The organism is Citrobacter sp. A316 (genome assembly GCF_002042945.1).
Taxonomy (GTDB): Bacteria; Pseudomonadota; Gammaproteobacteria; order Enterobacterales; family Enterobacteriaceae; genus Citrobacter; species Citrobacter portucalensis.
In genome coordinates this window covers 20,714-46,917 of sequence record NZ_MVFZ01000008.1, presented here as the reverse complement: position 1 = coordinate 46,917, position 26,204 = coordinate 20,714, and the positions used below count along the sequence as shown (strand labels likewise).

General features: G+C 52.2%; 28 protein-coding genes. 12 read left to right on the top strand and 16 right to left on the bottom strand.

Annotation, left to right across the window (positions count from 1 at the left end; genetic code table 11):
* Nucleotides 1-16: 16 nt before the first annotated feature.
* From rng to csrD, 6 genes are all read right to left on the bottom strand, one after another.
* On the bottom strand, nucleotides 17-1,486 hold the full coding sequence (rng, locus tag BZK41_RS11525) for a ribonuclease G (RefSeq protein ID WP_003828822.1): 1,470 nt from the start codon (nucleotides 1,484-1,486) through the stop codon (nucleotides 17-19).
* Nucleotides 1,476-2,069 (bottom strand): nucleoside triphosphate pyrophosphatase, encoded by a 594-nt coding sequence (locus BZK41_RS11520; RefSeq protein ID WP_079938244.1) that lies wholly within the window; start codon nucleotides 2,067-2,069, stop codon nucleotides 1,476-1,478. Before BZK41_RS11520 ends, rng begins: the two co-directional genes overlap by 11 nt.
* A 7-nt stretch (nucleotides 2,070-2,076) precedes the next feature.
* The gene (mreD, locus tag BZK41_RS11515; protein ID WP_003025196.1) at nucleotides 2,077-2,565 is read right to left on the bottom strand and encodes a rod shape-determining protein MreD; all 489 of its coding nucleotides are present in this window, start codon (nucleotides 2,563-2,565) and stop codon (nucleotides 2,077-2,079) included.
* Nucleotides 2,566-3,588 carry a rod shape-determining protein MreC gene (mreC, locus tag BZK41_RS11510; RefSeq protein WP_079938243.1) on the bottom strand — a complete coding sequence of 341 codons (1,023 nt, stop codon included), beginning with the start codon at nucleotides 3,586-3,588 and terminating at the stop codon, nucleotides 2,566-2,568.
* 66 nt (nucleotides 3,589-3,654) lie between these two features.
* The gene (mreB, locus tag BZK41_RS11505) at nucleotides 3,655-4,698 is read right to left on the bottom strand and encodes a rod shape-determining protein MreB (RefSeq protein WP_000913396.1); all 1,044 of its coding nucleotides are present in this window, start codon (nucleotides 4,696-4,698) and stop codon (nucleotides 3,655-3,657) included.
* A gap of 306 nt (nucleotides 4,699-5,004) precedes the next feature.
* Nucleotides 5,005-6,945, bottom strand: coding sequence for an RNase E specificity factor CsrD (gene csrD, locus BZK41_RS11495; RefSeq protein ID WP_048215442.1), 1,941 nt, complete (start codon nucleotides 6,943-6,945; stop codon nucleotides 5,005-5,007).
* Between the two features lie 225 nt (nucleotides 6,946-7,170).
* Between csrD and BZK41_RS11490 the strand changes: the two genes are divergently transcribed.
* The 12 genes from BZK41_RS11490 (at nucleotide 7,171) to fis (ending at nucleotide 18,143) form a co-directional block, all read left to right on the top strand.
* Nucleotides 7,171-8,145, top strand: coding sequence for an MDR family oxidoreductase (locus BZK41_RS11490; protein WP_079938242.1), 975 nt, complete (start codon nucleotides 7,171-7,173; stop codon nucleotides 8,143-8,145).
* 119 nt (nucleotides 8,146-8,264) lie between these two features.
* The gene (gene msrP / locus BZK41_RS11485; RefSeq protein ID WP_079938241.1) at nucleotides 8,265-9,269 is read left to right on the top strand and encodes a protein-methionine-sulfoxide reductase catalytic subunit MsrP; all 1,005 of its coding nucleotides are present in this window, start codon (nucleotides 8,265-8,267) and stop codon (nucleotides 9,267-9,269) included.
* On the top strand, nucleotides 9,270-9,869 hold the full coding sequence (gene msrQ, locus BZK41_RS11480; protein WP_079938240.1) for a protein-methionine-sulfoxide reductase heme-binding subunit MsrQ: 600 nt from the start codon (nucleotides 9,270-9,272) through the stop codon (nucleotides 9,867-9,869). It begins immediately after the preceding gene.
* A gap of 392 nt (nucleotides 9,870-10,261) precedes the next feature.
* The gene (accB, locus tag BZK41_RS11470) at nucleotides 10,262-10,732 is read left to right on the top strand and encodes an acetyl-CoA carboxylase biotin carboxyl carrier protein (RefSeq protein WP_003025210.1); all 471 of its coding nucleotides are present in this window, start codon (nucleotides 10,262-10,264) and stop codon (nucleotides 10,730-10,732) included.
* A gap of 10 nt (nucleotides 10,733-10,742) precedes the next feature.
* Complete coding sequence (gene accC, locus BZK41_RS11465) at nucleotides 10,743-12,092, top strand: acetyl-CoA carboxylase biotin carboxylase subunit (RefSeq protein WP_043017829.1); 1,350 nt, start codon at nucleotides 10,743-10,745, stop codon at nucleotides 12,090-12,092.
* Nucleotides 12,093-12,199: 107 nt separating this feature from the next.
* The gene (locus BZK41_RS11460; protein ID WP_079938239.1) at nucleotides 12,200-12,442 is read left to right on the top strand and encodes a YhdT family protein; all 243 of its coding nucleotides are present in this window, start codon (nucleotides 12,200-12,202) and stop codon (nucleotides 12,440-12,442) included.
* Entirely contained in the window at nucleotides 12,432-13,883 is a 1,452-nt protein-coding gene (gene panF, locus BZK41_RS11455; protein ID WP_079938238.1) for a sodium/pantothenate symporter, read from the top strand. Before BZK41_RS11460 ends, panF begins: the two co-directional genes overlap by 11 nt.
* Before the next feature lie 11 nt (nucleotides 13,884-13,894).
* Complete coding sequence (gene prmA, locus BZK41_RS11450) at nucleotides 13,895-14,776, top strand: 50S ribosomal protein L11 methyltransferase (RefSeq protein ID WP_079938237.1); 882 nt, start codon at nucleotides 13,895-13,897, stop codon at nucleotides 14,774-14,776.
* A 136-nt stretch (nucleotides 14,777-14,912) separates the two neighbouring features.
* A complete protein-coding gene (locus BZK41_RS11445) occupies nucleotides 14,913-15,653 on the top strand; it encodes a carbonic anhydrase (RefSeq protein WP_079938236.1) in 741 nt (246 codons plus the stop codon).
* A gap of 127 nt (nucleotides 15,654-15,780) precedes the next feature.
* Nucleotides 15,781-16,557 (top strand): carbonic anhydrase, encoded by a 777-nt coding sequence (locus BZK41_RS11440; protein ID WP_079938235.1) that lies wholly within the window; start codon nucleotides 15,781-15,783, stop codon nucleotides 16,555-16,557.
* 298 nt (nucleotides 16,558-16,855) lie between these two features.
* The gene (gene dusB, locus BZK41_RS11435; RefSeq protein ID WP_008785970.1) at nucleotides 16,856-17,821 is read left to right on the top strand and encodes a tRNA dihydrouridine synthase DusB; all 966 of its coding nucleotides are present in this window, start codon (nucleotides 16,856-16,858) and stop codon (nucleotides 17,819-17,821) included.
* 25 nt (nucleotides 17,822-17,846) lie between these two features.
* Nucleotides 17,847-18,143, top strand: a complete 297-nt coding sequence (fis, locus tag BZK41_RS11430; RefSeq protein ID WP_000462905.1) for a DNA-binding transcriptional regulator Fis — start codon at nucleotides 17,847-17,849, stop codon at nucleotides 18,141-18,143.
* Between the two features lie 114 nt (nucleotides 18,144-18,257).
* On the opposite strand, the gene BZK41_RS27400 is transcribed toward fis, so the two are convergent.
* The 10 genes from BZK41_RS27400 to BZK41_RS11380 all read right to left on the bottom strand — a co-directional run bounded on the left by BZK41_RS27400 (nucleotide 18,258) and on the right by BZK41_RS11380 (nucleotide 26,202).
* Entirely contained in the window at nucleotides 18,258-18,515 is a 258-nt protein-coding gene (locus BZK41_RS27400; RefSeq protein WP_216350679.1) for an excisionase, read from the bottom strand.
* Nucleotides 18,516-18,548: 33 nt separating this feature from the next.
* On the bottom strand, nucleotides 18,549-21,050 hold the full coding sequence (locus BZK41_RS11420; RefSeq protein WP_079938234.1) for a phage tail tape measure protein: 2,502 nt from the start codon (nucleotides 21,048-21,050) through the stop codon (nucleotides 18,549-18,551).
* Nucleotides 21,051-21,060: 10 nt separating this feature from the next.
* Entirely contained in the window at nucleotides 21,061-22,722 is a 1,662-nt protein-coding gene (locus tag BZK41_RS11415; RefSeq protein WP_079938233.1) for a terminase large subunit, read from the bottom strand.
* Nucleotides 22,706-23,062 (bottom strand): phage terminase small subunit P27 family, encoded by a 357-nt coding sequence (locus BZK41_RS11410; protein ID WP_000113647.1) that lies wholly within the window; start codon nucleotides 23,060-23,062, stop codon nucleotides 22,706-22,708. The genes BZK41_RS11415 and BZK41_RS11410 overlap by 17 nt, the downstream gene beginning before the upstream one ends.
* Nucleotides 23,063-23,192: 130 nt before the next feature.
* Nucleotides 23,193-23,345: a hypothetical protein gene (locus BZK41_RS27265; protein ID WP_172313171.1), complete on the bottom strand. Its 153-nt coding sequence runs from the start codon at nucleotides 23,343-23,345 to the stop codon at nucleotides 23,193-23,195.
* Nucleotides 23,338-23,781 (bottom strand): HNH endonuclease, encoded by a 444-nt coding sequence (locus tag BZK41_RS11400; protein WP_079938231.1) that lies wholly within the window; start codon nucleotides 23,779-23,781, stop codon nucleotides 23,338-23,340. Before BZK41_RS11400 ends, BZK41_RS27265 begins: the two co-directional genes overlap by 8 nt.
* Complete coding sequence (locus BZK41_RS11395) at nucleotides 23,781-24,074, bottom strand: head-tail connector protein (protein WP_079938230.1); 294 nt, start codon at nucleotides 24,072-24,074, stop codon at nucleotides 23,781-23,783. The genes BZK41_RS11400 and BZK41_RS11395 overlap by 1 nt, the downstream gene beginning before the upstream one ends.
* Nucleotides 24,067-24,408 (bottom strand): phage head closure protein, encoded by a 342-nt coding sequence (locus tag BZK41_RS11390; protein WP_079938229.1) that lies wholly within the window; start codon nucleotides 24,406-24,408, stop codon nucleotides 24,067-24,069. Before BZK41_RS11390 ends, BZK41_RS11395 begins: the two co-directional genes overlap by 8 nt.
* The gene (locus tag BZK41_RS11385) at nucleotides 24,405-25,640 is read right to left on the bottom strand and encodes a phage portal protein (RefSeq protein ID WP_079938228.1); all 1,236 of its coding nucleotides are present in this window, start codon (nucleotides 25,638-25,640) and stop codon (nucleotides 24,405-24,407) included. Before BZK41_RS11385 ends, BZK41_RS11390 begins: the two co-directional genes overlap by 4 nt.
* A gap of 1 nt (nucleotide 25,641) precedes the next feature.
* A complete protein-coding gene (locus tag BZK41_RS11380; protein WP_079938227.1) occupies nucleotides 25,642-26,202 on the bottom strand; it encodes an HK97 family phage prohead protease in 561 nt (186 codons plus the stop codon).
* Nucleotides 26,203-26,204: the final 2 nt, after the last annotated feature.

The following is a 26,204-nucleotide window of genomic DNA, read 5'->3' as shown; positions in this document are numbered from 1 at the left end:
GGTGCCACTACACGATTTACATCATGACGACGTCGAACTGCTCCTGGTTATACAGCGGTTCGACTTGTACTTTGACCTGTTTGCCGACAAAGATCTCAACTTCCGCCAGCGCATGTGACTCTTCACCTTTCAGGGTTTCAGCCACTGCCGGAGAGGCATAAACCAGGAAACGATCGGAGTCATATGCATGGTGTACCCGCACGATTTCGCGCATGATTTCATAGCATACGGTCTCCACCGTTTTCACCGTACCACGCCCATGGCAGGTCGGACACTCGTTGCACAGTACATGTTCCACGCTTTCACGTGTGCGCTTGCGCGTCATCTCCACCAGGCCCAGCTGTGAAAAACCGTTAATGCTGGTTTTTACGCGATCCTTGCTCAGAGCCTGCTCCAGAGAGTGCAGCACCCGGCGGCGGTGATCTTCATTATTCATGTCGATAAAATCGATAATGATAATGCCGCCGAGGTTACGCAGACGCAGCTGACGAGCAATGGCCTGCGTTGCTTCAATATTAGTATTAAAGATAGTGTCGTCGAGATTACGATGCCCAACAAACGCGCCGGTATTGATATCGACGGTGGTCATCGCTTCGGTTTGATCGATGATCAGATAACCGCCGGACTTCAGCTCAACTTTGCGTTCCAGCGCGCGCTGAATTTCATTCTCTACGTCAAAGAGATCAAAAATAGGCTGGCGCCCGCTGTAATGTTCCAGCTTGCTGGTCATCTCGGGGATATATTCCGCCGTAAATTCCAGTAACGCCTCATAGGTCAGACGGGAGTCGACGCGGATGCGGTCAAGCTGCGCATCGGCAAAGTCACGCAACACGCGCTGTGCCAGTGCCAGTTCACCATACATCTGGTAGCGCGTTTGCGGGCGCTTTTTACGCTCCATGACTTTCGTCCAGACGCGCTTCAGGTAGGCAGCATCCGAAGCCAGATCCTCTTCGCATACGCCTTCCGCCGCCGTGCGAATGATGAAGCCACCCTGCTCATCGCAGTAATCCGCTACCACTTTTTTCAGGCGTTCACGTTCGGTTTCGCTTTCGATACGTTGGGATACGCCAACGTGCGAAGCACCCGGCATAAAGACGAGATAACGGGAAGGCAGCGTGATGTCCGTTGTCAGGCGTGCGCCTTTAGTTCCCAGCGGATCTTTTACCACCTGCACCATCAGATCCTGACCCTGGCGCACCAGTTCAGAAATGTCGCGTACAGTGAACTGTTTTTGTTCTTCACCCGCCACGCATTCGGTGTGCGGCATGATGTCAGAAGCGTGAAGAAATGCGGCTTTATCCAGTCCAATATCTACAAAAGCCGCCTGCATACCCGGAAGTACACGACTTACACGACCTTTGTAGATATTGCCTACGATTCCGCGTCGCGCCTCACGTTCAATATGAATTTCCTGCAGAATACCGCCATCAATGTAAGCCACCCGAGTTTCCGATGGCGTTACGTTTACCAACAATTCAGCCGTCATGTTTATCCCTTTTCTCACGCAGTGCGTTAAAATTGGTCAGCAACTCATACGTTTCTACCAGCGGTAAGCCGACTACGGCGTGATAGCTGCCATTTATCTTCCTGACAAAACAGCCACCCAACCCTTGAATACCGTATGCACCTGCTTTATCCATTGGTTCACCGCTGGCAACGTAGCCCGCGATGTCCTCATCGGTTAGTGCTCTGAATGTCACTTCCGTCACTACCAGGCAGTCCAGACTGTGCTGGCGATCGGCCAGTGCCACGGCCGTCATAACTTGATGCGTTTTGCCCGACAGTTTGCGCAGCATTGCTGCGGCATGGGCGGCGTCGTGCGGTTTTTCCAGCACTTCGCCATTAAGGATAACGATGGTATCCGCACCCAATACCGGCAAATCGCGCTGTGCCAGCGCTACGCCAGCCTGCGCTTTTTCGCGCGCCAGACGGGAAACGTACTGCTGCGCGCTTTCCTGCGGGTGCCGCTGTTCTTCAATCCCAGGGACCAGTCGTTCAAACGTAACACCAAGCTGAGCGAGCAACTCCTGACGACGTGGAGAACCTGAAGCAAGATACAGAGTATTCATATCAACCTTATTGCACCGCAAACTGCTGACGGACTTTACGCATCAGTAAGAATAGCCATGGCCAAAGCACACCATTCACTACACTACTCCAGAACACTTCAGGTCTGAAAGAGACGTTGATCACTAAAAACTCGGCCCAGAAAACAATAATATCCACGACCAGTGATAACAACATGACCACCAGCGCCTGTTGCCAAAGCGCGAGGTTTCGGAATAGCTGGAATTTCAGCGCGACCAGATAAGCAATGATACTCATCGACAATGCGCGCACGCCAAGCGTGGAGCCGCTGATGAGATCCAGTATGGCACCCACCACAAATCCCGTGCCCACATTTACGCGATGCGGCAGCGCCAGGATCCAATACAACAAGATGAGCAGCACCCAGTTTGGCCGGAAAACCAGAATGTCATCCGGCCAGGGCATGACTTGCAGCAACAGTGCAATAAGGAACGAGAGCCAAATCACCCAACGTCCCTGGCTACGATAGCTTGCCACTTACTGTCCTCCCGGCTTACGCGGAGCAGGTTGTGGCGGCGTGGTATCCACAGGCGCAGAAGTCACGCCTGTTGCGGGAGCTGGCACTGGCGCAGGCGGCCCCATGGCATCTGGCGCCGGCAGCACTTGCGGCATCATTTGCATCAGACGTTCATTAGCAACGCGGTGAACTTCTTCCGGCGTCATCGGGTTTGCGCCATTACGATCGGCACCCCACAACAGCAGCAGATAGCGCAGACGCTGCAGACCCGCGGTCGGGCGAGCCTGAATCACGGTATAAGCGCGCTGAGTGTCCAGCTTAACGGAAGAAACAACAGCAACCGGATAGCCTTCAGGGAAACGTCCGCCCAGACCCGAGGTGACCAGCACATCGCCAACACGAATGTCGGTATTGGCCGGCAGATGTTCGAGCTGAAGATCGTCTGTGCAGCCGTTACCGGCAGCGATCACGCGAATATCGTTACGCAGTACCTGAATGGGCAGCGCATGCGTCGCATCGCAAATCAGCAGCACGCGGCTGGTCAGTTTAGCCACCGCCACGACCTGGCCTACTACGCCTTTGTCGCTAATAACCGGCTGACCTTCGTAGACGCCGTTAACGCTCCCTTTGTCGATCACGACCTGATCGCTGTAAGGGTCATTAACCGTTGAGATAACCTGCGTCACCATCTTTTGTTCGTCCTGACGCAATGGCGATCCCAGCAGCTCACGCAAACGCGCGTTCTCCTGTTTGTATTGCCCCAGCATCAGCAGTTCGCTGTTTTTCAGCAACAGCTCCTGACGCAACGCCCGGTTTTCAAGTTCGAGTTGATCACGCGAAGCCAGCGTTTGCGACACGCCGTCGAGTAATTCACGAGGACCATTTGAGATAAAGTAGAAAGGACTGACGGCGGTATCCATGTACGTTCGGATTTGACTAAACGTACCCAGGCGGCTGTCGGCAATAATAACGCCGAGCGCCACCAGCACCGCCAGAATAAGGCGAATCTGTAGCGACGGGCCACGGCTAAAAATTGGCTTCATAGTCTATGCGTATTCTCGTATCAGAGCGGAAGGGCAACCCGCGGGGGCTACCCAACCTGCATCCGATTACTCTTCGCTGAACAGGTCGCCGCCGTGCATATCGATCATTTCCAGCGCCTTGCCGCCGCCGCGCGCCACGCAGGTCAGCGGATCTTCAGCAACAACAACTGGAATACCGGTTTCTTCCATTAACAGACGGTCAAGGTTACGCAGCAGCGCACCGCCACCGGTCAGCACCATACCGCGTTCGGAGATGTCAGACGCCAGTTCCGGCGGGCACTGTTCCAGTGCAACCATTACTGCGCTCACGATACCGGTCAGCGGTTCCTGCAGGGCTTCCAGAATCTCGTTAGAGTTCAGGGTAAAGCCGCGCGGAACGCCTTCAGCCAGGTTACGACCGCGAACTTCGATTTCGCGCACTTCGTCGCCCGGATAAGCGGAACCGATCTCGTGTTTAATACGTTCTGCGGTCGCTTCACCGATCAGAGAACCGTAGTTACGACGAACATAATTAATGATAGCTTCATCGAAACGGTCGCCGCCAATACGGACAGAAGAGGAGTAAACCACGCCGTTCAGGGAGATAACGGCAACTTCAGTGGTACCGCCACCGATATCCACAACCATTGAACCGGTTGCTTCAGAAACTGGCAGACCCGCACCGATCGCGGCCGCCATCGGCTCTTCGATCAGGAACACTTCACGAGCACCTGCGCCCTGAGCTGATTCACGGATCGCACGGCGTTCAACCTGAGTTGCTCCAACCGGTACACACACCAGTACGCGCGGACTTGGGCGCATGAAGCTATTGCTGTGCACTTGCTTAATAAAGTGCTGGAGCATTTTTTCAGTCACGAAGAAGTCAGCGATAACGCCATCTTTCATTGGGCGAATTGCAGCGATATTGCCCGGCGTACGACCCAGCATCTGCTTCGCATCATGACCTACTGCAGCCACGCTTTTCGGCGAACCGGCACGATCCTGACGAATGGCCACAACAGAAGGCTCATTCAATACGATGCCTTGTCCTTTTACATAAATAAGGGTATTCGCGGTACCCAGGTCAATGGACAGGTCATTGGAAAACATGCCACGAAATTTTTTCAACATACTAAGGGATAATCCTGAAAGCTGGGGCGGAAAACAAAATCCGCTTACTTTACCAACCACACGCAGCAGCGACAAGGCGCAAAAATCATCTGCTACGGTGAAAATTAGTGCAGTTCGTTTCCTTTGTTACAAAACCGGCCTGAGTCCATCAGGGCTGAATAAATCAGCAGCACTCCTCGCTTTTGTTTGCAACCTGTCAAAGGTCATTCACCTGCATGTTTGCTGTTACAACCTGGCGAGCAGGCAAGCACACCCCCAGAAGGCACAGCGCGCGTTATTCTACGTGAAAACAAATTAAACGGCAGGTTAAACCGAGTATCTTTGCGAATATTTTTTCACGTTAGTGTCAAGTGGTTGTGATGCGGCAAAAAAATCCCCTTGCCCACCCGCAACTCCGCGTTCTGTCAGCGTATGCCACTCACTACGCGAACGTACGCCCGTGGCGTAAACCTGCGTGGGTGTTCCCGAACAGGCTTCCACCAGGCTTTGAACCAGAAGCTGATTTTCCGTTCGCTTATCAATGTTCCTCACCAGACTTGGATGCAGCTTCAATAACTCAACGTTAAGCTCTTTGATCCAACTGGTGCTCACCAGCGTTAACCCCGCCTGCGTAACGGCAATACGCACGCCCAGCGCATTCATCAATCTGATGACGGGCTGTAACCGGCTGATATGTTGACAGACATCTGCCTCAGCAAGTTCAATAATTATGCGTTTACGTAATGATTTTTCGCACTGCATCAGCGTATCACGCAGCCAGCGCTGAAAACGTGGGCGAATGAGCGATTCGACCGTTGTCTGCATCGCCAGATTTTCCTGCGGCCAGTAACCCAAAAGCAGGATCAGACGGCTTATCTGCAAACGGTCATACTCTTCAGCCAGGCCAAATTGCAGGACCATCGGCATATATTCCGCCGAAATAACCTCTTCATTGCCATCAAAAATACGGCACATCAACTCCCGATGGTGCACCCGGCCTTCACGCGTTACCGCAGGCTTTTGATAAATTCTCGGCCCGCCCCGGCTGAGCATCTGTTCGATCAGCGTTCGCCAGCGCACATTGCCCCGACCTTTTTCCGGCAGCGAGTCATCATAGACCGACCAGCTGTTTCCGCCCTGCAATACCGAATTCCGGGTGGCGGCTTCAGCATGATCCATCACTTGCTCTGGCGACTGACCGCTACGGCAAACGCAAATGCCAATATGAACCATATCGGCACGATCGATCATTTTATTAGCCGGAAGCGCATCTACCGCTTTTAATAGTTGCCCGGCGATGCTTTCCGCCTCTTTCAACGTGCGGTGTGGCAGCAGGATTGCAAAATCGCTACGGTGGTAGCGCGCCAGCAACGCGCCCGGATAGCGGGTCATAAAAGTCGACAACAAATTGATCAGCGTCGAGATTTGTTCTTCCGCGAGGGTGATTCCCCAGCTATCGCGCAGCAGCGTAAAGTCCGGCAGGCGCACCATCATCACGACGCCATGCGAGCCTACTTTTTCCTGATCTTCCAGCAGTGTGGCCAGTTGGTTATCAAAGAACAAGCGGTTGCTTAGCCCGGTTTTTGTATCCTGCGCGACATAGGAACGAATCAGCGTATCCAGGCGGCTGCGTTGCTCGCGGGCATTTTGAATTTCAGTCAGCAGCATATCGAGCGCACTGCTGGTGCGCGCAGGCCATTCATAGACCGTTCCCCGCACGTTCGGCCCACGCTCGCCGTTCAGAATACGTGTGGAACGAATCTCCAGCAGCTCCTGGCCCGAAAGCTGGCGCTGAAGCCAGCGCACAGACAAAAAGAGCATCAGAATAATGAAAGCAATGGCTATCGTGAGCGGTGCGGTGGTCAGTAGCGAATGGAAATAGTTACCCATCGGATCCTGATAAACCAGACGCAGTGACATGCCCGGATGCTTGACCAACGGTACGGTAATCTCGCGGTAGAGATTGTTCGTCCCTGCCGGTCGGTAGCTGCTGGTACGTGAGTGGTCATACACCACGTTTTCGCCCTGCAACAGTTCGATGCGCACGATATCAACTGAAACCATCAGCTCATCGATTTGCGGGGTTAACGCAACGACATCTCTGGAGACCAGATGCGTATCAATCGCCGTCGCGACCGCATGAACGCGCGTGGTGAACTTATATTGAATAGCGTTGTAGAAACTCAGCGAACAGCCGATCAGAGTCACGAAGATCGTTAACCCAGTAAGCAGCGTGACAAAAGCTGAAAATTTCGTCGTTAATCGCATCCTTGTGTTAACTCCGACAGTTATGAAACAGGCCTGAAAGTAATAAATCGACTCTAAAATGCAAAACTGAAGGCAAAATCCGTCAATTTATACAAACTGTGAGGGCATACTACCAAATCAGGTATATCTGGCAATTTATTGCGCAGAATCGGCATCATGTTTTGATTAGCGAGTATAGTCTTCATTATTAATTTTCCAATCCACTATACGAATTGAGGACAGGTTATGCAGGCTTTGATCTTAGAACAGCAGGACGGAAAAACCCTCGCATCCGTTCAACCCCTCGACGAAAATCAGCTACCGGAAGGCGATGTTACGGTGGATGTCCACTGGTCAAGCCTGAACTATAAAGACGCCCTGGCTATCACCGGCAAGGGAAAAATCATTCGTAATTTTCCGATGATTCCTGGTATCGATTTCGCCGGTACCGTGCGCGCAAGCGAAGATCCCCGTTTTCATGCGGGTCAGGAAGTTTTACTGACCGGCTGGGGCGTAGGTGAAAATCATTGGGGTGGACTGGCAGAACGCGCACGCGTGAAAGGTGACTGGCTGGTTGCGCTGCCAAAAGGGCTGGACGGACGTAAAGCTATGGTCATCGGTACCGCTGGCTTTACCGCCATGCTTTGCGTCATGGCGCTTGAAGATGCAGGAATTCGTCCGCAAGACGGTGAGATTGTCGTCACTGGCGCCAGCGGAGGCGTGGGCAGCACGGCCGTTGCGTTACTGCATAAGCTGGGTTATCAGGTTGCGGCGGTTTCGGGCCGTGAAAGCACCCACGATTATCTGAAGAGCCTGGGCGCTAACCGTATTCTTGGCCGCGATGAATTTGCTGAGTCTCGCCCGCTGGAAAAACAGCTGTGGGCTGGCGCGGTGGATACCGTTGGCGACAAAGTTCTGGCGAAAGTCCTCGCGCAGATGAACTACGGCGGCTGTGTTGCCGCCTGCGGTCTGGCGGGCGGTTTTGCTCTGCCAACCACGGTGATGCCATTCATTTTGCGTAACGTTCGTTTACAAGGAGTGGACTCGGTGATGACCCCGCCGGTACGCCGTGCAGAGGCTTGGGCGCGTCTGGTTAAGGATCTGCCAGAATCTTTCTATGCTCAGGCGGCAACAGAAATTACGCTGGCGGATGCGCCGAAGTTCGCCGATGCCATCATCAATAATCAGGTGCAAGGCCGTACGCTGGTGAAGGTGAAGTAACAGACCCTGGCGCAGAAATTTACACTTAATTAACGAAATTTCGCGGCATATCTCCAGACTCCCTGCCATATTAACTACGCGTCCCCTGTCAGTTATGACGCGTAAGCCGGGAGTCTGTTATGAAGAAATTACGTCCATTTACAGAAGCCGACGTCACTGACGAGTCGGCTTTTTTTATGCAGCGTCGCCAGGTGCTGAAAGCACTAGGGATCAGCGCGGCCGCGCTGTCTTTACCCCACTCTGCGCAGGCTGACCTTCTGAGTTGGTTTAAGGGTAATGACCGCCCGCCCGCGCCCGCGGGTAAGCCGCTTGATTTCAGCAAGCCCGCCGCCTGGCAAAATTCGCTTCCTTTAACCCCAGCGGATAAAGTTTCTGGCTACAACAACTTCTATGAATTAGGTCTCGACAAAGCGGATCCGGCAGCCAACGCAGGTAGCCTGAAAACCGATCCGTGGACATTAAAAATCAGTGGTGAGGTCGCCAAACCACTCACTCTCGATCACGACACCTTGACCACCCGTTTCCCGCTGGAGCAACGAATTTACCGCATGCGCTGCGTGGAAGCCTGGTCAATGGTTGTCCCGTGGATTGGCTTTCCGTTACATAAACTGTTGGCACAGGTGGAACCCACCAGCAATGCGAAGTATGTCGCATTCGAAACGCTGTACGCACCGGAGGAAATGCCAGGACAAAAAGATCGCTTTATTGGCGGCGGGCTAAAATATCCCTATGTTGAAGGACTGCGTCTGGATGAAGCGATGCACCCACTCACACTGCTTACCGTGGGGGTTTATGGAAAAGCCCTTCCGCCACAAAATGGCGCACCCATCCGCCTAATTGTGCCGTGGAAATATGGATTTAAAGGCATTAAGTCGATCGTGAGTATCAAACTCACGCGTGAACGCCCTCCGACAACCTGGAATCTGGCCGCGCCCAATGAATACGGATTTTATGCCAACGTGAATCCGCATGTCGATCATCCCCGCTGGTCCCAGGCCACTGAGCGTTTTATTGGCGCTGGCGGTATTCTGGACGTACAGCGTCAGCCCACGCTGATGTTTAACGGCTATGCCGAAGAGGTTGCGTCACTGTATCGCGGACTCAATTTACAGGAGAATTTTTAAGTGCGTCTGACCGCAAAGCACATTACCGGGCTAAAAGTTTGCCTGCATCTTGCCGGTTTTTTGCCGTTTATCTGGCTATTTTGGGCGGTAAATCACGGCGGCCTGAGCGCCGATCCGGTCAAAGATATCCAGCACTTTACCGGTAGGACAGCTCTGAAATTCTTGCTGGCGACCTTGCTGGTTTCTCCACTCGCGCGCTACGCTAAACAGCCATTATTGATACGCACACGTCGCCTGTTAGGGCTATGGTGTTTCGCCTGGGCAACGCTGCATTTAACCAGCTACGCGTTACTGGAGCTGGGCATTAATAATCTGGCGTTGTTAGGGCGGGAATTAATTACGCGACCTTATTTAACATTGGGCATTGTCAGTTGGGTCATATTATTCGCCCTCACCTTAACGTCTACGCAGGCTGCACAGCGAAAGCTGGGTAAAAACTGGCAGTATTTGCACAACTTCGTCTATCTTGTGGCGATCCTGGCACCCATACATTATCTGTGGTCGGTAAAAATTATCTCCCCTCAACCGATTATTTATGCAGCGCTCGCTGCGGTGCTGTTAGCGTGCCGTTACAAGAAGTTTCGCCAGTGGTGGCGGTAGTTTCACGATATGTGCAGTGCGTTGCAAAACACGGACGATCCGATTTTCTTTACATGTTAACGGTTGATTATCTTCCCTGATAAGACCAGTATTTAGCTGCCAATTGCTACGAAATAGTTATAATGTGCGACTTTGCTATCCCCGGTAGCGTTTTTACGCCGCTGAAAGGGTGACAATCGCATATTGAAGGTATATTTTGTCTTTTACCCGAAAATGGCAGAAGATAGCCGCACAATGACTAACAAGTCTGGCAATCTCACTTAATGGCAGCAGCACCCAGTGCAGCGCCTGAGATGCGTGGCATCTTGTCACTCACTGTTATAAAAATGCTATACAGACGGCGGTAAAACGCCTGTCACAATCTCACTAAACAAAGAGTACGGAACCCACTCATGGATATTCGTAAGATTAAAAAACTGATCGAGCTGGTTGAAGAATCAGGCATCTCCGAACTGGAAATTTCTGAAGGCGAAGAATCTGTACGCATCAGCCGTGCAGCGCCAGCTGCAAGTTTCCCGATGATGCAACAGGCTTATGCTGCACCAGTGATGCAGCAACCAGCTCTGTCTAACGCTGTCGCACAAACTGCCTCTCCAAGTATGGAAGCTCCGGCAGCAGCGGAAATCAGTGGTCACATCGTACGCTCCCCAATGGTTGGTACGTTCTACCGCACCCCGAGCCCGGATGCTAAAGCGTTCATCGAAATCGGACAGAAAGTGAATGCGGGCGATACCCTGTGCATCGTTGAAGCCATGAAAATGATGAACCAGATCGAAGCCGACAAATCCGGCGTAGTTAAAGCGATTCTGGTAGAAAGTGGTCAACCGGTAGAATTTGACGAGCCGCTGGTCGTCATCGAATAACGAGGCGAACATGTTGGATAAAATTGTTATCGCCAACCGCGGTGAGATTGCCCTGCGTATTCTTCGTGCCTGTAAAGAACTGGGCATCAAGACTGTCGCTGTGCACTCAAGCGCGGATCGCGATTTAAAACACGTATTGCTGGCGGATGAGACGGTCTGTATCGGCCCGGCTCAGTCCGTAAAAAGCTATCTGAACATCCCGGCTATCATCAGCGCCGCTGAAATCACCGGCGCGGTGGCAATTCACCCGGGCTATGGCTTCCTTTCTGAGAACGCCAACTTTGCTGAGCAGGTAGAGCGTTCCGGCTTTATCTTCATCGGCCCGAAAGCCGACACTATCCGCCTGATGGGCGACAAAGTGTCTGCAATCACCGCGATGAAGAAAGCGGGCGTACCAACCGTCCCAGGCTCTGACGGCCCGCTGGGCGATGACATGGACGCTAACCGCGCCCATGCTAAACGCATCGGCTACCCGGTTATCATCAAAGCCTCCGGCGGCGGCGGCGGTCGCGGTATGCGCGTTGTGCGCAGCGATGCCGAACTGGCACAATCCATCTCCATGACCAAAGCGGAAGCGAAAGCCGCTTTCAATAACGACATGGTCTACATGGAGAAATACCTGGAAAACCCACGCCACATCGAAATTCAGGTGCTGGCAGACGGTCAGGGTAACGCGATTTATCTGGCAGAACGTGACTGCTCCATGCAGCGTCGTCACCAGAAAGTTGTCGAAGAAGCACCAGCGCCGGGCATTACCCCGGAACTGCGTCGCTACATCGGCGAGCGTTGCGCCAAAGCCTGTGTTGATATCGGCTATCGCGGGGCGGGTACTTTCGAGTTCCTGTTCGAAAACGGCGAGTTCTACTTCATTGAGATGAACACCCGTATTCAGGTTGAACACCCGGTAACCGAAATGATCACCGGCGTTGACCTGATCAAAGAACAGCTGCGCATCGCAGCGGGTCAACCGCTGTCCATCAAGCAGGACGAAGTTGTGGTTAAAGGCCATGCGGTAGAATGCCGTATCAACGCCGAAGACCCGAACACCTTCCTGCCAAGCCCGGGTAAAATCACGCGTTTCCACGCGCCGGGTGGTTTTGGTGTGCGTTGGGAGTCTCATATTTACGCAGGCTACACCGTACCTCCGTACTATGACTCAATGATCGGTAAGCTGATCTGCTATGGCGAAAACCGTGACGTCGCTATCGCCCGTATGAAAAACGCATTGCAGGAACTGATCATCGACGGTATCAAAACCAACGTTGACCTGCAGATCCGTATCATGAATGACGAGCACTTCCAGCACGGTGGAACCAATATCCACTACCTGGAGAAAAAACTCGGACTTCAGGAAAAGTAAGCGTGCGTTAACCGAAAAGGCCGGAAATTCCGGCCTTTTGTTTTTCTCCCCTCCCGCACGTGCCATAAGGTACAATCCCCGCTTTCTTTATCCACAAGGGACAAAAAATGGACGCTCGTTTTGTTCAGGCCCATAAAGAGGCGCGCTGGGCGCTGTGGCTAACCCTTTTATATCTGGTCACATGGTTAGTGGCCGCTTACTTACCTGATTCAACGCTGGGTTTTACCGGCTTACCGCACTGGTTCGAAATGGCCTGCCTGCTAACGCCGCTGGCTTTTATCGTGCTGTGCTGGGCGATGGTGAAGTTTATCTATCGCGACATTCCGTTGGAGGATGACGATGCAGCTTGAAGTTATTTTACCGCTGGTCGCCTATCTTCTGGTGGTCTTCGGTCTCTCAGTTTATGCCATGCGTAAGAGAGTTACCGGTACCTTCCTGAATGAATATTTCCTTGGCAGCCGCTCCATGGGTGGGGTCGTGCTAGCGATGACGCTAACGGCAACCTACATTAGCGCCAGCTCGTTTATTGGCGGTCCTGGCGCCGCGTATAAATACGGGCTGGGATGGGTTCTGTTGGCGATGATCCAGCTGCCTGCCGTCTGGCTGTCGCTGGGGATTCTCGGCAAGAAATTCGCGATTCTGGCGCGACGTTACAACGCCGTCACCCTCAACGATATGCTGTTTGCCCGCTATCAGAGCCGTTTGCTGGTCTGGCTGGCGAGCCTCAGTCTGTTAGTCGCCTTTGTCGGAGCAATGACCGTACAGTTTATTGGCGGCGCACGTTTGCTTGAAACCGCAGCGGGCATTCCTTACGAAACTGGACTGCTGATTTTTGGCGTCAGTATTGCATTGTATACGGCGTTCGGCGGATTTCGCGCCAGCGTACTAAATGACACCATGCAGGGCATGGTGATGCTGATTGGTACTATCGTTTTGCTGGTCGGCGTCGTTCATGCTGCCGGTGGCCTTAGCAATGCGGTGGTAACCCTGCAGACTATCGACCCAAAACTGGTCTCGCCGCAGGGCGCTGATGACATTTTGTCACCCACGTTTATGACCTCATTCTGGGTGCTGGTATGCTTTGGCGTGATTGGCCTGCCGCATACGGCGGTACGCTGCATCTCTTATAAAGACAGTAAAGCGGTACACCGCGGTATTATCATCGGTACCATCGTAGTGGCGATCCTGATGTTTGGTATGCATCTGGCGGGCGCTCTGGGACGGGCGGTAATCCCTGACCTGACGGTACCGGATCTGGTTATCCCTACGCTGATGGTCAAAGTCCTGCCGCCGGTCGCTGCCGGGATTTTCCTCGCCGCACCTATGGCTGCGATTATGTCGACGATCAATGCCCAATTGCTGCAAAGTTCCGCTACGATCATTAAGGATCTGTACCTAAACCTTCGCCCGGAACAGCTGGAAAACGAAACCCGACTCAAGCGCATGTCTGCAGTGATTACCCTGCTGCTGGGCGCGTTACTGCTGTTGGCCGCCTGGAAACCGCCAGAGATGATTATCTGGCTTAACCTGCTGGCGTTTGGCGGGCTGGAAGCGGTCTTCCTGTGGCCGCTGGTGCTGGGCCTGTACTGGGAGCGGGCGAACGCAGCAGGCGCGTTGAGCGCGATGATTGTCGGCGGCGTGTTGTATGCCGTACTCGCTACCTTTAACGTTCAGTACCTGGGCTTCCATCCGATTGTGCCTTCGTTACTGATAAGCTTGCTGGCTTTCCTGATCGGCAACCGTTTCGGTTCTGCCGTCCCGCAAGTCGCCATATTGACTACTGATAAATAAAGAGTTTTGCCATGCCATGGATCCAACTGAAACTGAACACAACCGGTGCCAACGCTGAAGAGTTGAGCGATGCGCTGATGGAAGCGGGCTCCGTTTCCATTACTTTCCAGGATACGCATGATACGCCGGTATTTGAACCTCTGCCGGGCGAGACTCGCCTGTGGGGTGATACCGACGTTATCGGCTTGTTCGATGCAGAAACCGACATGAAAGAAGTGGTTGCCACCCTGGAACAGCACCCGCTGCTGGGTGAAGGCTTCGCGCATAAAATCGAACAGCTCGAAGACAAAGACTGGGAACGCGAATGGATGGATAACTTCCACCCGATGCGCTTTGGTGAACGTCTGTGGATTTGCCCAAGCTGGCGCGATGTCCCGGATGAGAATGCTGTCAACGTGATGCTGGACCCGGGTCTGGCGTTTGGTACAGGCACGCACCCCACTACCTCTCTGTGCCTGCAATGGCTGGACGGTCTTGATCTTAACGGTAAAACGGTTATCGACTTTGGCTGCGGCTCCGGCATTCTTGCCATTGCGGCACTGAAGTTGGGTGCGGCGAAAGCCATTGGCGTGGATATCGATCCGCAAGCGATTCAGGCCAGCCGTGATAACGCCCAGCGTAATGGTGTTTCTGAGCGTCTGGAGCTTTATCTGCCGAAAGACCAGCCAGAGGCGATGAAAGCCGACGTGGTGGTCGCCAACATCCTTGCTGGGCCATTACGTGAACTGGCTCCGTTAATCAGCGTGCTGCCTGTTGAGGGCGGTTTGCTGGGTCTTTCTGGTATTCTTGCCAGCCAGGCGGAAAGCGTCTGTGAAGCCTATGCCGATCTCTTTACGCTCGATCCGGTTATCGAGAAAGAAGAGTGGTGTCGCATTACTGGCCAGAAAAAATAACCCCTTCTCGTGGCCTCTCTGTAGGCCACTTTTCCCCTTTTTTGTCTCTCCCAGCCAACGTCGTAATGCTAAGATAAACGCTTAACTCATTGAAGTTAAAATATAAAAAGAATTTATCATTCATTGGACGAATTACATGAAAACAACTTTTGGTAAGGCAGGGCTACTGGCCCTAAGCATCATGCCCGTAACGGTATTTGCCTCTCACTGGGGCTATGAGGGGGAAGGCGCTCCTGAACACTGGGGCGCACTCAGCGAGGGGTATAAAACTTGCCAAACAGGGATGAACCAATCCCCCATTAACATCGACACTACGCTTAAAGCGCATCTCCCGCCGCTGAACGTTCACTACATTGATGGACCCACTACATTCATCAACAATGGTCATACCCTCCAGGCGGGTCTGACGACCTCGACCAAAAACACCGTTACCCTCGATGGAACGCCATTCACCCTGCAGCAGTTCCACTTTCACGCACCGAGTGAAAATACCATTCATGGCAAACATTACGCTATGGAAGCACATCTGGTACACAAAGATGCGAAAGGGGATGTAGCCGTCGTCGCGGTAATGTTCGATGTTGGAGGAGAAAATGCAGAACTGAATAAGCTATGGACAGCAATGCCTGAAAAAGCGGATCAGGAGGTCAAAGTAACCACTCAGATGGATCTTAACGCACTGCTACCGACCAATAAAACCTACTGGCGCTTCAGCGGCTCCCTGACGACACCACCCTGCACCGAAGGCGTAACCTGGATTGTCCTGCAACACCCAATGACGCTTTCCGAAGCGCAGCTTAAAAAATTCACTCAGGCAATGCATCACAACAACAACCGGCCAACACAACAGCTTAATGGTCGCGCGATCGTGGAGTAACACCTTCCGGCGTGGTTACCTGACCACGCTATTTTCAGACAATTGACCAGCACAGCAACACACCCCATCGAGATATAATATTTAATTGATTTTGTTAATTTTATATTGCCTTTCGTTGAGTGTATGCATGCGTTTCAACCGTTTTACCACAACTTTACTGGCAACATGCCTGATGCCCCTGACCACGCTGGCCGCACCATGGGGCTATACCGGAGAAACCGGCCCTGCTCAGTGGGGAGAAATTAGCAACGAGTATGCAACGTGCCAGACAGGCATAAACCAATCCCCCATAGACATCCAGACCACCCCTGCCAGTAAACTCGGTCTTCCCGCGCTCAACATACAGTACGTCGATGGCCCAACCAGATTTCGGAGCATTAACCATACGTTGCAGGCAACGATGAGTAGCTATGCTTCTAATTCTATTGAAATTGATGAAACGCTTTATTATTTAAAACAATTTGATTTTCATGCCCCGAGCGAACATACCCTCGATGGTAAAACCTACCCGCTGGAGCTGCAGCTGCTCCACAAAAATCAATCCGGAGACATCGCTATCGTGGCGGTTATGTTTGAGGTCGGCGAACCGAACCAGGCGATTCAAAATTTGTGGGAGTCCTTTCCAACCATGGAGGACAGCAGTATGCCCATCTTCTCACCAGTTAATATCAATCAGCTTTTACCCGACAATAAAACCTACTGGCGGTATCGTGGTTCGTTAACAACGCCTCCCTGCACCGAAGGCGTCACCTGGGCTATCCTGAAAACGCCTGTTGCTCTTTCAGCCGAACAGTTGGATAAATTTCACTCCATTGTTGGGCCAGCGAACAATCGCCCGCTGCAGCAGTTGAATGAACGCGAGATTACGGACAGCCATTCAGGGGATACCGAGATCCTGTACTAAAATGAGGCAGCGATCACACAATGGCGAGGTAATTTGCTGATTAATTCAGCAGAATATCTTGCCAGTACCTTCTGCTGCTGAAGAAAAAATGAGAAGTTACGCAAAATTATATGTGTATATAAAATCGACGCATTTTTATAATACGATGATTTATATGATTAAATATTTTTATGCGTTCACATTTACGGCAATTCATTGATCCACCTCAGTGGATTGGTCAAAGTTTGGCCTTTCATCTCGTGCGAAAAATGCGTAATATACGCCGCCTTGCAGTCACAGTATGGTCATTTCTTAACTCATGCGCATCGGACAATACCAGCTCAGAAATCGCCTGATCGCAGCACCTATGGCTGGCATCACTGACAGACCATTCAGGACGCTGTGCTATGAGATGGGAGCCGGATTGACGGTATCCGAGATGATGTCTTCTAACCCGCAGGTTTGGGAAAGTGACAAGTCTCGTTTACGGATGGTGCACGTTGATGAGCCAGGAATTCGCACGGTGCAAATTGCCGGTAGCGACCCTGTTGAGATGGCCGATGCCGCACGTATTAACGTGGAAAGCGGCGCCCAGATTATTGATATCAATATGGGGTGTCCGGCTAAAAAAGTGAATCGCAAGCTCGCAGGTTCAGCCCTCTTGCAGTACCCGGATTTAGTGAAATCGATACTAACCGAGGTCGTCAATGCAGTGGACGTTCCTGTCACACTCAAGATTCGCACCGGCTGGGCTCCGGAACACCGTAACTGCGTAGAGATTGCCCAACTGGCTGAAGACTGTGGCATTCAGGCTCTGACCATTCATGGACGCACCCGCGCCTGTTTGTTCAATGGAGATGCTGAGTACGACAGTATTCGGGCAGTTAAGCAGAAAGTTTCCATTCCGATTATCGCGAATGGCGACATTACTGACCCGCATAAAGCCAGAGCTGTACTCGACTATACGGGGGCGGATGCCCTGATGATAGGACGTGCAGCTCAGGGAAGACCCTGGATCTTTCGGGAAATCCAGCATTATCTGGACACTGGGGAGCTGCTGCCCCCGCTGCCTCTGGCAGAGGTGAAGCGCTTGCTTTGTGCGCACATTCGGGAACTGCACGACTTTTATGGTCAGGCAAAAGGGTACCGAATTGCGCGTAAACACGTATCCTGGTATCTCCAGGAACACGCTCCGGATGACCAGTTTCGGCGCACATTCAACGCCATTGAAGATTCCAGCGAACAGCTGGCGGCGTTGGAGGCATACTTCGAAAATTTTGCGTAAACAGAAATAAAGAGCTGACAGAACTATGTTCGAACAACGCGTAAATTCTGACGTACTGACCGTTTCTACCGTTAACTCTCAGGACCAGGTAACTCAAAAGCCCCTGCGTGACTCGGTTAAACAGGCACTGAAGAACTATTTTGCTCAATTGAATGGTCAGGATGTTAATGATCTCTATGAGCTGGTACTGGCTGAAGTAGAACAGCCCCTGTTGGACATGGTGATGCAATACACCCGCGGTAACCAGACCCGTGCTGCCCTGATGATGGGCATCAACCGTGGTACGCTGCGTAAAAAACTGAAAAAATACGGCATGAACTGATACTAATCAGTTAAATGTTTGTTTTAAAAGGCGCTACTCGGCATGGGGAAGCGCCTTTTTTATTAAACTGACTGCACCACTGACTGCACAACCAGACGAACAGTGTTGAACAACTCACTTCTTTTTCTTTCTTAAAACTCTCTTGGCGGTCATGTGTTCCAGAGCCTCAAGATTAAATCCTAATTCTTTATCCGTTAGTGGAACTGAATGTAATCTTACCCAGCGATTAACCTCATCCAAATCAACCCACCAATCCTTACATCCTGGAATTTTTATAACATGCGTTCCCAAACGCCATGCTTTCGATTCAACCCTTCTTTTTACTATCTCCGTACTCTCACCAGTTAACAAGCAATAAGCGTTCAGTGGCACGCATTCTAATCCGCACATAAGCCCCCATTTTGTTTAAATTCCTAATAGACGACGCCCATGTCCTCTGGTCTGAAAATCTTTGAGCATTTGTTGATAGCCCTGCTTAGCTCCTTCTCTGGCTCCCTTGGCAGAAGCTTGTTCCATAGCCTGTTTGAGTGCCGCATCACCGTTCCCTGAAATATTAAAATGATTGGTTTGTTGCACAATAACCCCACCAGGTGAGCCACCTTCAGGATTCACTTTGCTAACAGCATCATCAACGGCCCTGATCCCCAACGTACCGTCAGCAGTTCTGGTTAATGGCATGATGGCTTCCGGGCCCGCTTCCCCCATTAACCCAGCCCCCTTGGCGAACGCAAACATTGTGGGGCTGCTGACAATGCTACCACTGAAGCTACTGAGGTCGGCAGATTCGTAAACACCACCTTTTGCATTCAGCGTTAAACCAGACGCAGCAGAATTGTAAGCTCCTGACGGTGTGCTTCCACCAGCCGAAGCACTGGATCCAAACATTCCGCCAAAGATACCGCTTCCACTGGCAGACTGAATGGTGTTAATTAACATCGCGCGTAACAAAATCTTCTGCATTTCGTTGAGGACACTCGTTCCCCAGTCGGCCCAGTCCTGTTTACTCCCGTTCAGCGCGGCGGCCATATTATCAACCAAACCATCAAGGGTGTTGCCAACCAGATCGGACACCTGGCTGTAATAGTTACTGGATGTGTCAACCCAGTTAGCCAGCCCATCCTGAGCTCCGGCGAGCCAGTTACCCTGCAATCTGTCCAGTTCATCATAATGTGAGCGGTATTTATCGAGTCGTTCCGCAAGCGCTTTATCCAGTTCCTGGTTATAGCGGTCATATTCCTCAGAGGTTTGAATGCTTCCTTCCTGGCGACGGCGCTGCAACTCTTCCCGTTTCTCATTAAATTCGCGTTCAATGTCGAGTTGTTCGCGCATGCGTTCACGTGCCTTATCACCCAACCCGGCACCAATTATGTCGGAGTTCAGAGAAGCTCCGGCATTCGTATTTTCACGCTGAAGATTCGAGACGTACTCGGCAAGTTTAATGTTTTGCTCGTTGGCTTTTTTAACTGTATTGAGTTGATCAATTTCAGAAGCCAGTTGTGACAGGCGCTCTTTCTGTTTTTCATTCAAACCAGACAGCTTTCCTTCAGCCATATCGAACTGCAATTTCTGCAATTCGGTCACTTCGACCGTTTTCTTTCCGGTGGTATCGATCAATGCTTTCTGACGAAGATAACTGGTCTCCATTGATTTGAATGCGTTATCAAGTTTTTTAACCGCTGTGTCCGGCGTGGTTTTCCCGTTATTTTCATCCTTTCCAAGACCGTACTCACTGCTCTTATTGATAATGTCCTGCACTTCTTTAGCGGCATTTGCACTATCAATCAGGACTTTCTTTCTCTCCTGAAGCGCGGCTATCTCTTTCTGAATACCTTCAATACCACTGGCCGAACCATATTTCCTTGCAACTTCATTTCCTGGCGCATTGTAACTTGCTACTTGCTGACCAAGCTCCATAAGCCTGGCATCAATTGCTGAAGTGCTGTCGTAACCACTAACATCCACGCCGTTGATAATGTTGGCACCAACTCTGGATGAAAATTTTGTCGCTAACGACACCAGTTTACCGGCTTCAGCAGCGGTGCGAATCATAAAGCCAGCCAGTTGAGCAACACCGGTTACAAGGTCAGAAAGCCCCTGCAACACTTTGGGATCGGTCAGCGTCTTTTTAACATCACCAAGAGCATCTTTCAGAGGGTCGAGATTCACTTTGGCAAGGCCGGAAGCAATCTCCATTTTGAGGCCTTTAGCCTGAGCCTCCATATCCTCAAAAAGGCTGTTAACTTTTACCAGGTCATCAATTGACTTGGGATCAGGAGCAACACCGTAATCTTTCGCCAGAGTGATGAATTGCTGTAATTTTTCGTTATTGTTATCAAACAGAGGAAGCAATTTTGAGAGGTCGTTACCCAGGCTCTCCAGAATGGTTGTCTTTTCAGCGTTTGTACCGATTTTTCCCAACGCATCACCAATAGCCAGTAACTGCTGATCAGGTGTTGCCTTTGATAGTTTCTCCGCAGACAAACCAAGCGCATTGAGTGCGTCGACTGCTTCACCCGACTTATTCAGTACGGCGTCACCGATCTTGTCGCCGATATCCTTGAAGATGTCGGCCATCTGATCCCCTGACACACCCGCTTTCTCAGCTGCGAACTGCCAGGCCAAAAGGTTCTGTGTAGACATCTTGAGGGATTTGGCCCAGCGGTCTGTTTCGGTTATCTGCTTTGATGTGTTCTTTACCAGGTTGAATCCGGCAACCCCAACCGATGTGGCGGCAGCGGCGGCCGCCAAAGCAATGGAACCGAGCGCCACGCCCACCATTTTTGCATCACTCTCAACCTGTTTGCGCCACTTCTGTGAAGAACGCTCGGCCTTATCCATCCCTGAAGAAAACCCGCCAGTTCTCGCAATCAGGTCAAGTGTTAATGTTCCAAGTGATTTACCTGCCATAATATTTCTCCTAAACCCCGTCAAAATGACTAAGGCGATCTTTGTGGGATTCACTCATATCGAATGCAAAATCCTCGTGCTCCGCCTGGAATGTGCCGAACGCCATCAACGCTGATACCGCAGGGTCTATCTTGTTGGAGGATTTTTTCTTGTTGGGCTTAATGTTGGCATTGGCATCAGTCTCCATCACCACGTTACCAATCGCCCAGGACAGAACAGGATCGCCGCGGTGACGCACTATCTTACGGTTAACAAAAACCTCAAAGGATTTCGCCACCGGGCTGAACTTTAGATAGGTTTGCGGGAACGGCTCCACATCGATCCCTGCTCCCTGTAGCTGGGTGCGCAGATGCGTGGCGTTCCACGTATCGAAACCCACCAACCGGATATTGAAGGTTTCAGCATCGCGCAAAATATCGTCACGGATGCGGTCATAGTCGATGCAGTCGCCGGGCGTGGTGCGTATCCATCCCGCTTTTACCCACTGGCGGTAGATGGCGCGGTTTTTGTTGGCGACGTTAAGCAACTGCGCTTCCGGCAGATAATGACGTGTAAGGAGTCTGATCTCCCTGTCGAACGGGAATGCGTAGCTCACACTGGTAATATCGCTGGTTGAGGACAGGTCAAATCCGGCGTAACACTCCATCCCGGACAGATCTTCTTCGGCATAATCGAGTGCACAGGCATCCCATGCCCCGGCCCCCATCCACGGAGTGGAACCCTGACACCAGATATTGAAACGCTTGGTCAGCATCTCCACCCATTGTGACGGTATACCCCGCGCTTTTTGGATGGTGGATTCCAGCTTCGCCGCGTCAACGGACACATGCAGGTTAGGGTTGGCCTTGATCCACATTTCAGGCTGCTCAACCTCGCTTTCGTCGTCCAGCTCGTAGATCAGGACAAACAGCGAATCGTTGCTCTCTTCCCCGGCCAGAATCTGACAGCAGTAGTCGTAATGCTGTTTACAGGCGGAGACAACGTTACTCCCGGCGGTCGTTATGGCGAACAAAATCGCCTCAGGACGTGCGCCCATACCCAACTCAAGGGCGGAATAAACGCCGTTATCCGGGTGTAGGTGGTACTCATCGACAATCGCCAGGCTGGGGTTAGTCCCTTCAATGGTGGCCGCTTTCGCCGCCAGCGGCTTTAGCAGGCTGTTGCTCTTCGGGAAAATGACTTTATGCGCCTGAATATTTACGCGCTTTTTCAGCGGTTTTGACAGCAGGCACATCTGGCGGGCATCGTCGAACACGATTCGGGCCTGATCCCGGCTCACCGCCGCCGTGTAGATATCCTGCTGCCCCTTCTCCATTACCAGAAACCAGTTAGCCAGCATGGCGGCCACGGTGGATTTGGCATTCTTGCGCGGCACCTCAATAAAGGCGCTGCTGTACTTACGGCGGCCTGTCTCTCTGACTTTAAAACCCAGCAGGTTAGCAAAGGCGAACTGCTGCCACGGTTCCAGATCGATTGGCTGGCCCCGAAGCGGGCCTTTGACGTGAGGACAGAGCCGCGAGAACGCAATAAACCGCTCTACGGTCGCCGTATCGAACTCATATCGTGGATCATTCAGGTCTGAAAAGTACCTTTCCACGGCCTGTTTTACGCGCTTACAGGCCGGAATTTCGCCCGTTTTTATCGCATTTGCGTACTCATTCCAGACGGTCAAGCTCGTCCTCCTCTTCCGTTTCTACCGGGTTACGGCGGCGGCTTACCGGATCAAAGCCCAGCAGCGACGACATTTTAATCATGATTTTTTCAGCATCGGCCTTTGCGCTTAGCGCTGGATTTCGGCTCTCACCCCCCTGGCTGTTAACAATGCTGAACCCACGGCTGGCAAGGTCTTCCACTGCTTTGCGGTACATCGAATAGTTGACGCAAAAAAGCTCAAGGTTGTTCCAGTCGGCGGGTGTCAGATCGCCACGCTCTGCCAGTTGCTTCGCTTTCGCTTTCCACTGCTGCGCGGCTAACTCATCAAGGTAAGCTGGCGGTTTTGGTGGTCTTGCCATAAAAATTTCTCGTTTCCATCGCGTTTTATTTTCAAAAAAATCACCGTGCGTAAAAATTTGAGGGGGGGGACGGTGCCTGGCGCTTTAATGTTTGTCCTGAGAACCTCCCCCACCCCGTCTGTTTGACCTGTCAGCGGTTGCGGAAGCATTCCATCACCTCCCGTTCACGCTCACTCATGCGCCTTACTGGCTGGTGCTTATCGCTCCTGGTGCGAGTCTGCATAAAACCATCGCGGCATCGGACCAGAGACTGATAAAGACTCACCACATCTTTCTCATTCATTACCGGCCTCATACATCCAGTTATTGCGCTGTGCTGCCCGCGCTTCCTGCTCACGGTACATACCTGCTTTGCGCTTCGCTTTGGTGGTTGGATCTTGCTGTGTGGTCTTCTGGTTATGATGTGTCTGGCATAACGGCTGGTGATTCCACTCAGGCCAGAAAAGAACATCATCACCGCCGTTGACAGGGATGATGTGATCGACAATCTTTGCGGGAACGTAGAGGCCCAGCCTCTGACACTCAACACACAGTGGATGACGCTTCAGATACTGGGCGCGATACTTCTCCCATGAAGCGGAGTAACCACGGGCGCGGCGGTGTCCTCGTCTGGCATCTTCCGCCCGCCACGCTTCCCGTTTGTGCTCATCACACTTGCCGGACTTCACCCGCTTATTACATCCCGGCTCGGTGCACCGGCGCATTGGCTGCCACGGCATCAGTACACCCCCACGTCACGATAGACAGACCACAACGCAGAAATAGCCAGAGGAACCTCTTTCGCTTCCGCATCGCTGATCATCGTCCGGTACTCATACAACTGTGAGACGTACATCAGGCAACCAATTTTGATGGCCGGGGTTAACTCAAGACCATCATCAAAACGTTTACCGATATGCTTCTGGCAGACCTCAAGCGCGGCGTCGATATAAGCCTGAATGAGTGTATCTTCATCATCACCATCAATGCGGCAGTGAAGTTTTGCTTCTGCAAGTTCAATGGGTTCATCCACTGGTCAGCCCTCCGGTACACATAATTTCAAGACGAGTGCGATCAGCATCAGGAAGGACGGCTTTGATGTCGTAGACAGTTGCGGGCATTCCCTCTTCCGTGCAGGTCAGTCTGTTTTTAGTTGTCACGCCTTTGCGATAGCGAATCCAGATCCTGACGGTCATTTCTGCCTGTTCAGCCTGAGCCGCTATAAGCTCGCGACCACTCACGCTACTGATCTCACCCCAGATAGTGGCAACATCACGCCACTCCTTCACGATTGAGCCAGTTTCCGGGTTCTGAAAGCTGACGTACTCCTGGATAGTGACGCGGCGCTTCATCTTTCCGGCTCTCATTCATCACCTTCCTTGCTGTCTTTGCTGATTTTCACTTCCTGCTTCCATGCCTGGCTGTACTCGTCACCACCTTCACGAGGTGGCATCCCCTCACGTTCACGGGCTTCGTTCGGGTTCATGATCCCGTTCTTGATGCCTCGTTCATACGTGGCGTAACGTTCGGTTGGGGTAGCACGGAGGAGATCAGCCGAATCAAACTCCACCTGATAGCGAATGCCCGGTACAGGTGAGGCCACCAGCAAAGCGGATTTAATCTGCTGCTCGAAGTTCGCCAGCCAGGGGCGCATCGTCATGGTGAGAAAAGCGCGGCTCGCTTCACTGAAGTTGCTGTAAGTGCTGTTGCTGTATTCCTGGAGAAATATCGGCGACACGTTGAACATGCGGGCAATGTCTTCAATAGTGAAGCGGCGGGAGGCCAGCCATTCGGCATCCTGATTGCTCATGCCAAGCTGCTTGTAGTCCATACCCCCTTCAAGGATCGGCGTTTTCCCGGCATTTCTGGCACCTTTGTAACGTTCCAGCGCATCCATTGCCTGTTTGCCTTTTACACTGTCCAGCCATTCTTTAGCGGTGATGACACCAGACGCCATCATGCCATCCTTCATAATGCTGGCACCGTGGCGCTGTTGGGCAAGACCTAACCCCAGCGCCTCACGGCAGATGGAGATCGGGGAGCGCCCCAGAAAACCATCGTCAGTGGAGTAACGCAGGTGCAGCATTTCTTCCTGGAGGTAAGTGCGCACAGCCCCAGTAAACGGCTCAGTAACGGTGTATTTGTACTTATGCTGGCCGATACGCTCAGGAACAACCGCCCCCGGCACATACGGATGCAGGGATTGCGGCTGGCCGTCGCGGCCCCACTGGATCACCGCATAGGCGTTACCGTTCAGCAGACAATGACGCATCATCGTGCGTTTAAACTGGTAAGGCGTCTGGCAGTCATTCGGTTGCTCGTTCAGGAGAAAATCTACCGGATGATTGCTCAGCCATTCCCGTGCTTCTCGCCCGTTATCGTTGCGCACGCGGTAGAGATAGCAGGGCATTGTTGCCACCGCCTCACTGATAACTGACACGGCGTTCATGACCGCCGGCAGAGATTCCGCAGTACCCGCAGACACGTACTCGCCTGATCCGGTATTTGGAATCCCTGCCATCGCCAGCCACTCATCAATGGTCATGCTGCGCTGTTCGGAGGGTTCAGACTTACGGCCAAACGGCCAGATATTCCACATATCAGAGCCCCGCTAATTCAGCCCAGCGGCGACGGTTATCGCCAGCGCGACGCAGTTCAGGATGTTGGGAGAAAAGTGAACGGTGCGCGATTTCCACGCCAGAATCAGGATAAGCAGGCATAGAGGTAACAGTAATCTCCCGCAGTTCGGCGGCAGTGACAGTGCGCAGATATGGAGACTGAGCAATATCCCACGCCTCTTTCAGCGCACGGAAACCGAAGCTCATGCCGGAGATATCCCCGCGCTCCACCAGCTCCAGCACATCTTTGCCAAGCTGGGTATTCGGCGGTGTCAGCTCGAAGCGCAGCCCGGTATCATCTTCGGACAGCACCAGCGTGCCGGATTTGGTGCGGCCCAGCAGCTGGGTATAGTTATGCTCGTACAGCGCACGCACATCGCTACCGGATGCCAGGCTGTCTTTAAACGCTCCCGGCGCAAACTGCTCGCGGAACTCGTCCCAGATAATTTCTGAGAGGCTATTCCAGCGCACGGCATAGCCCACCAGCTTTTTGTTGCTGGCGCTCACTTCGGAGGTACGGATTTCAAAATCGATTGTTTTCATTA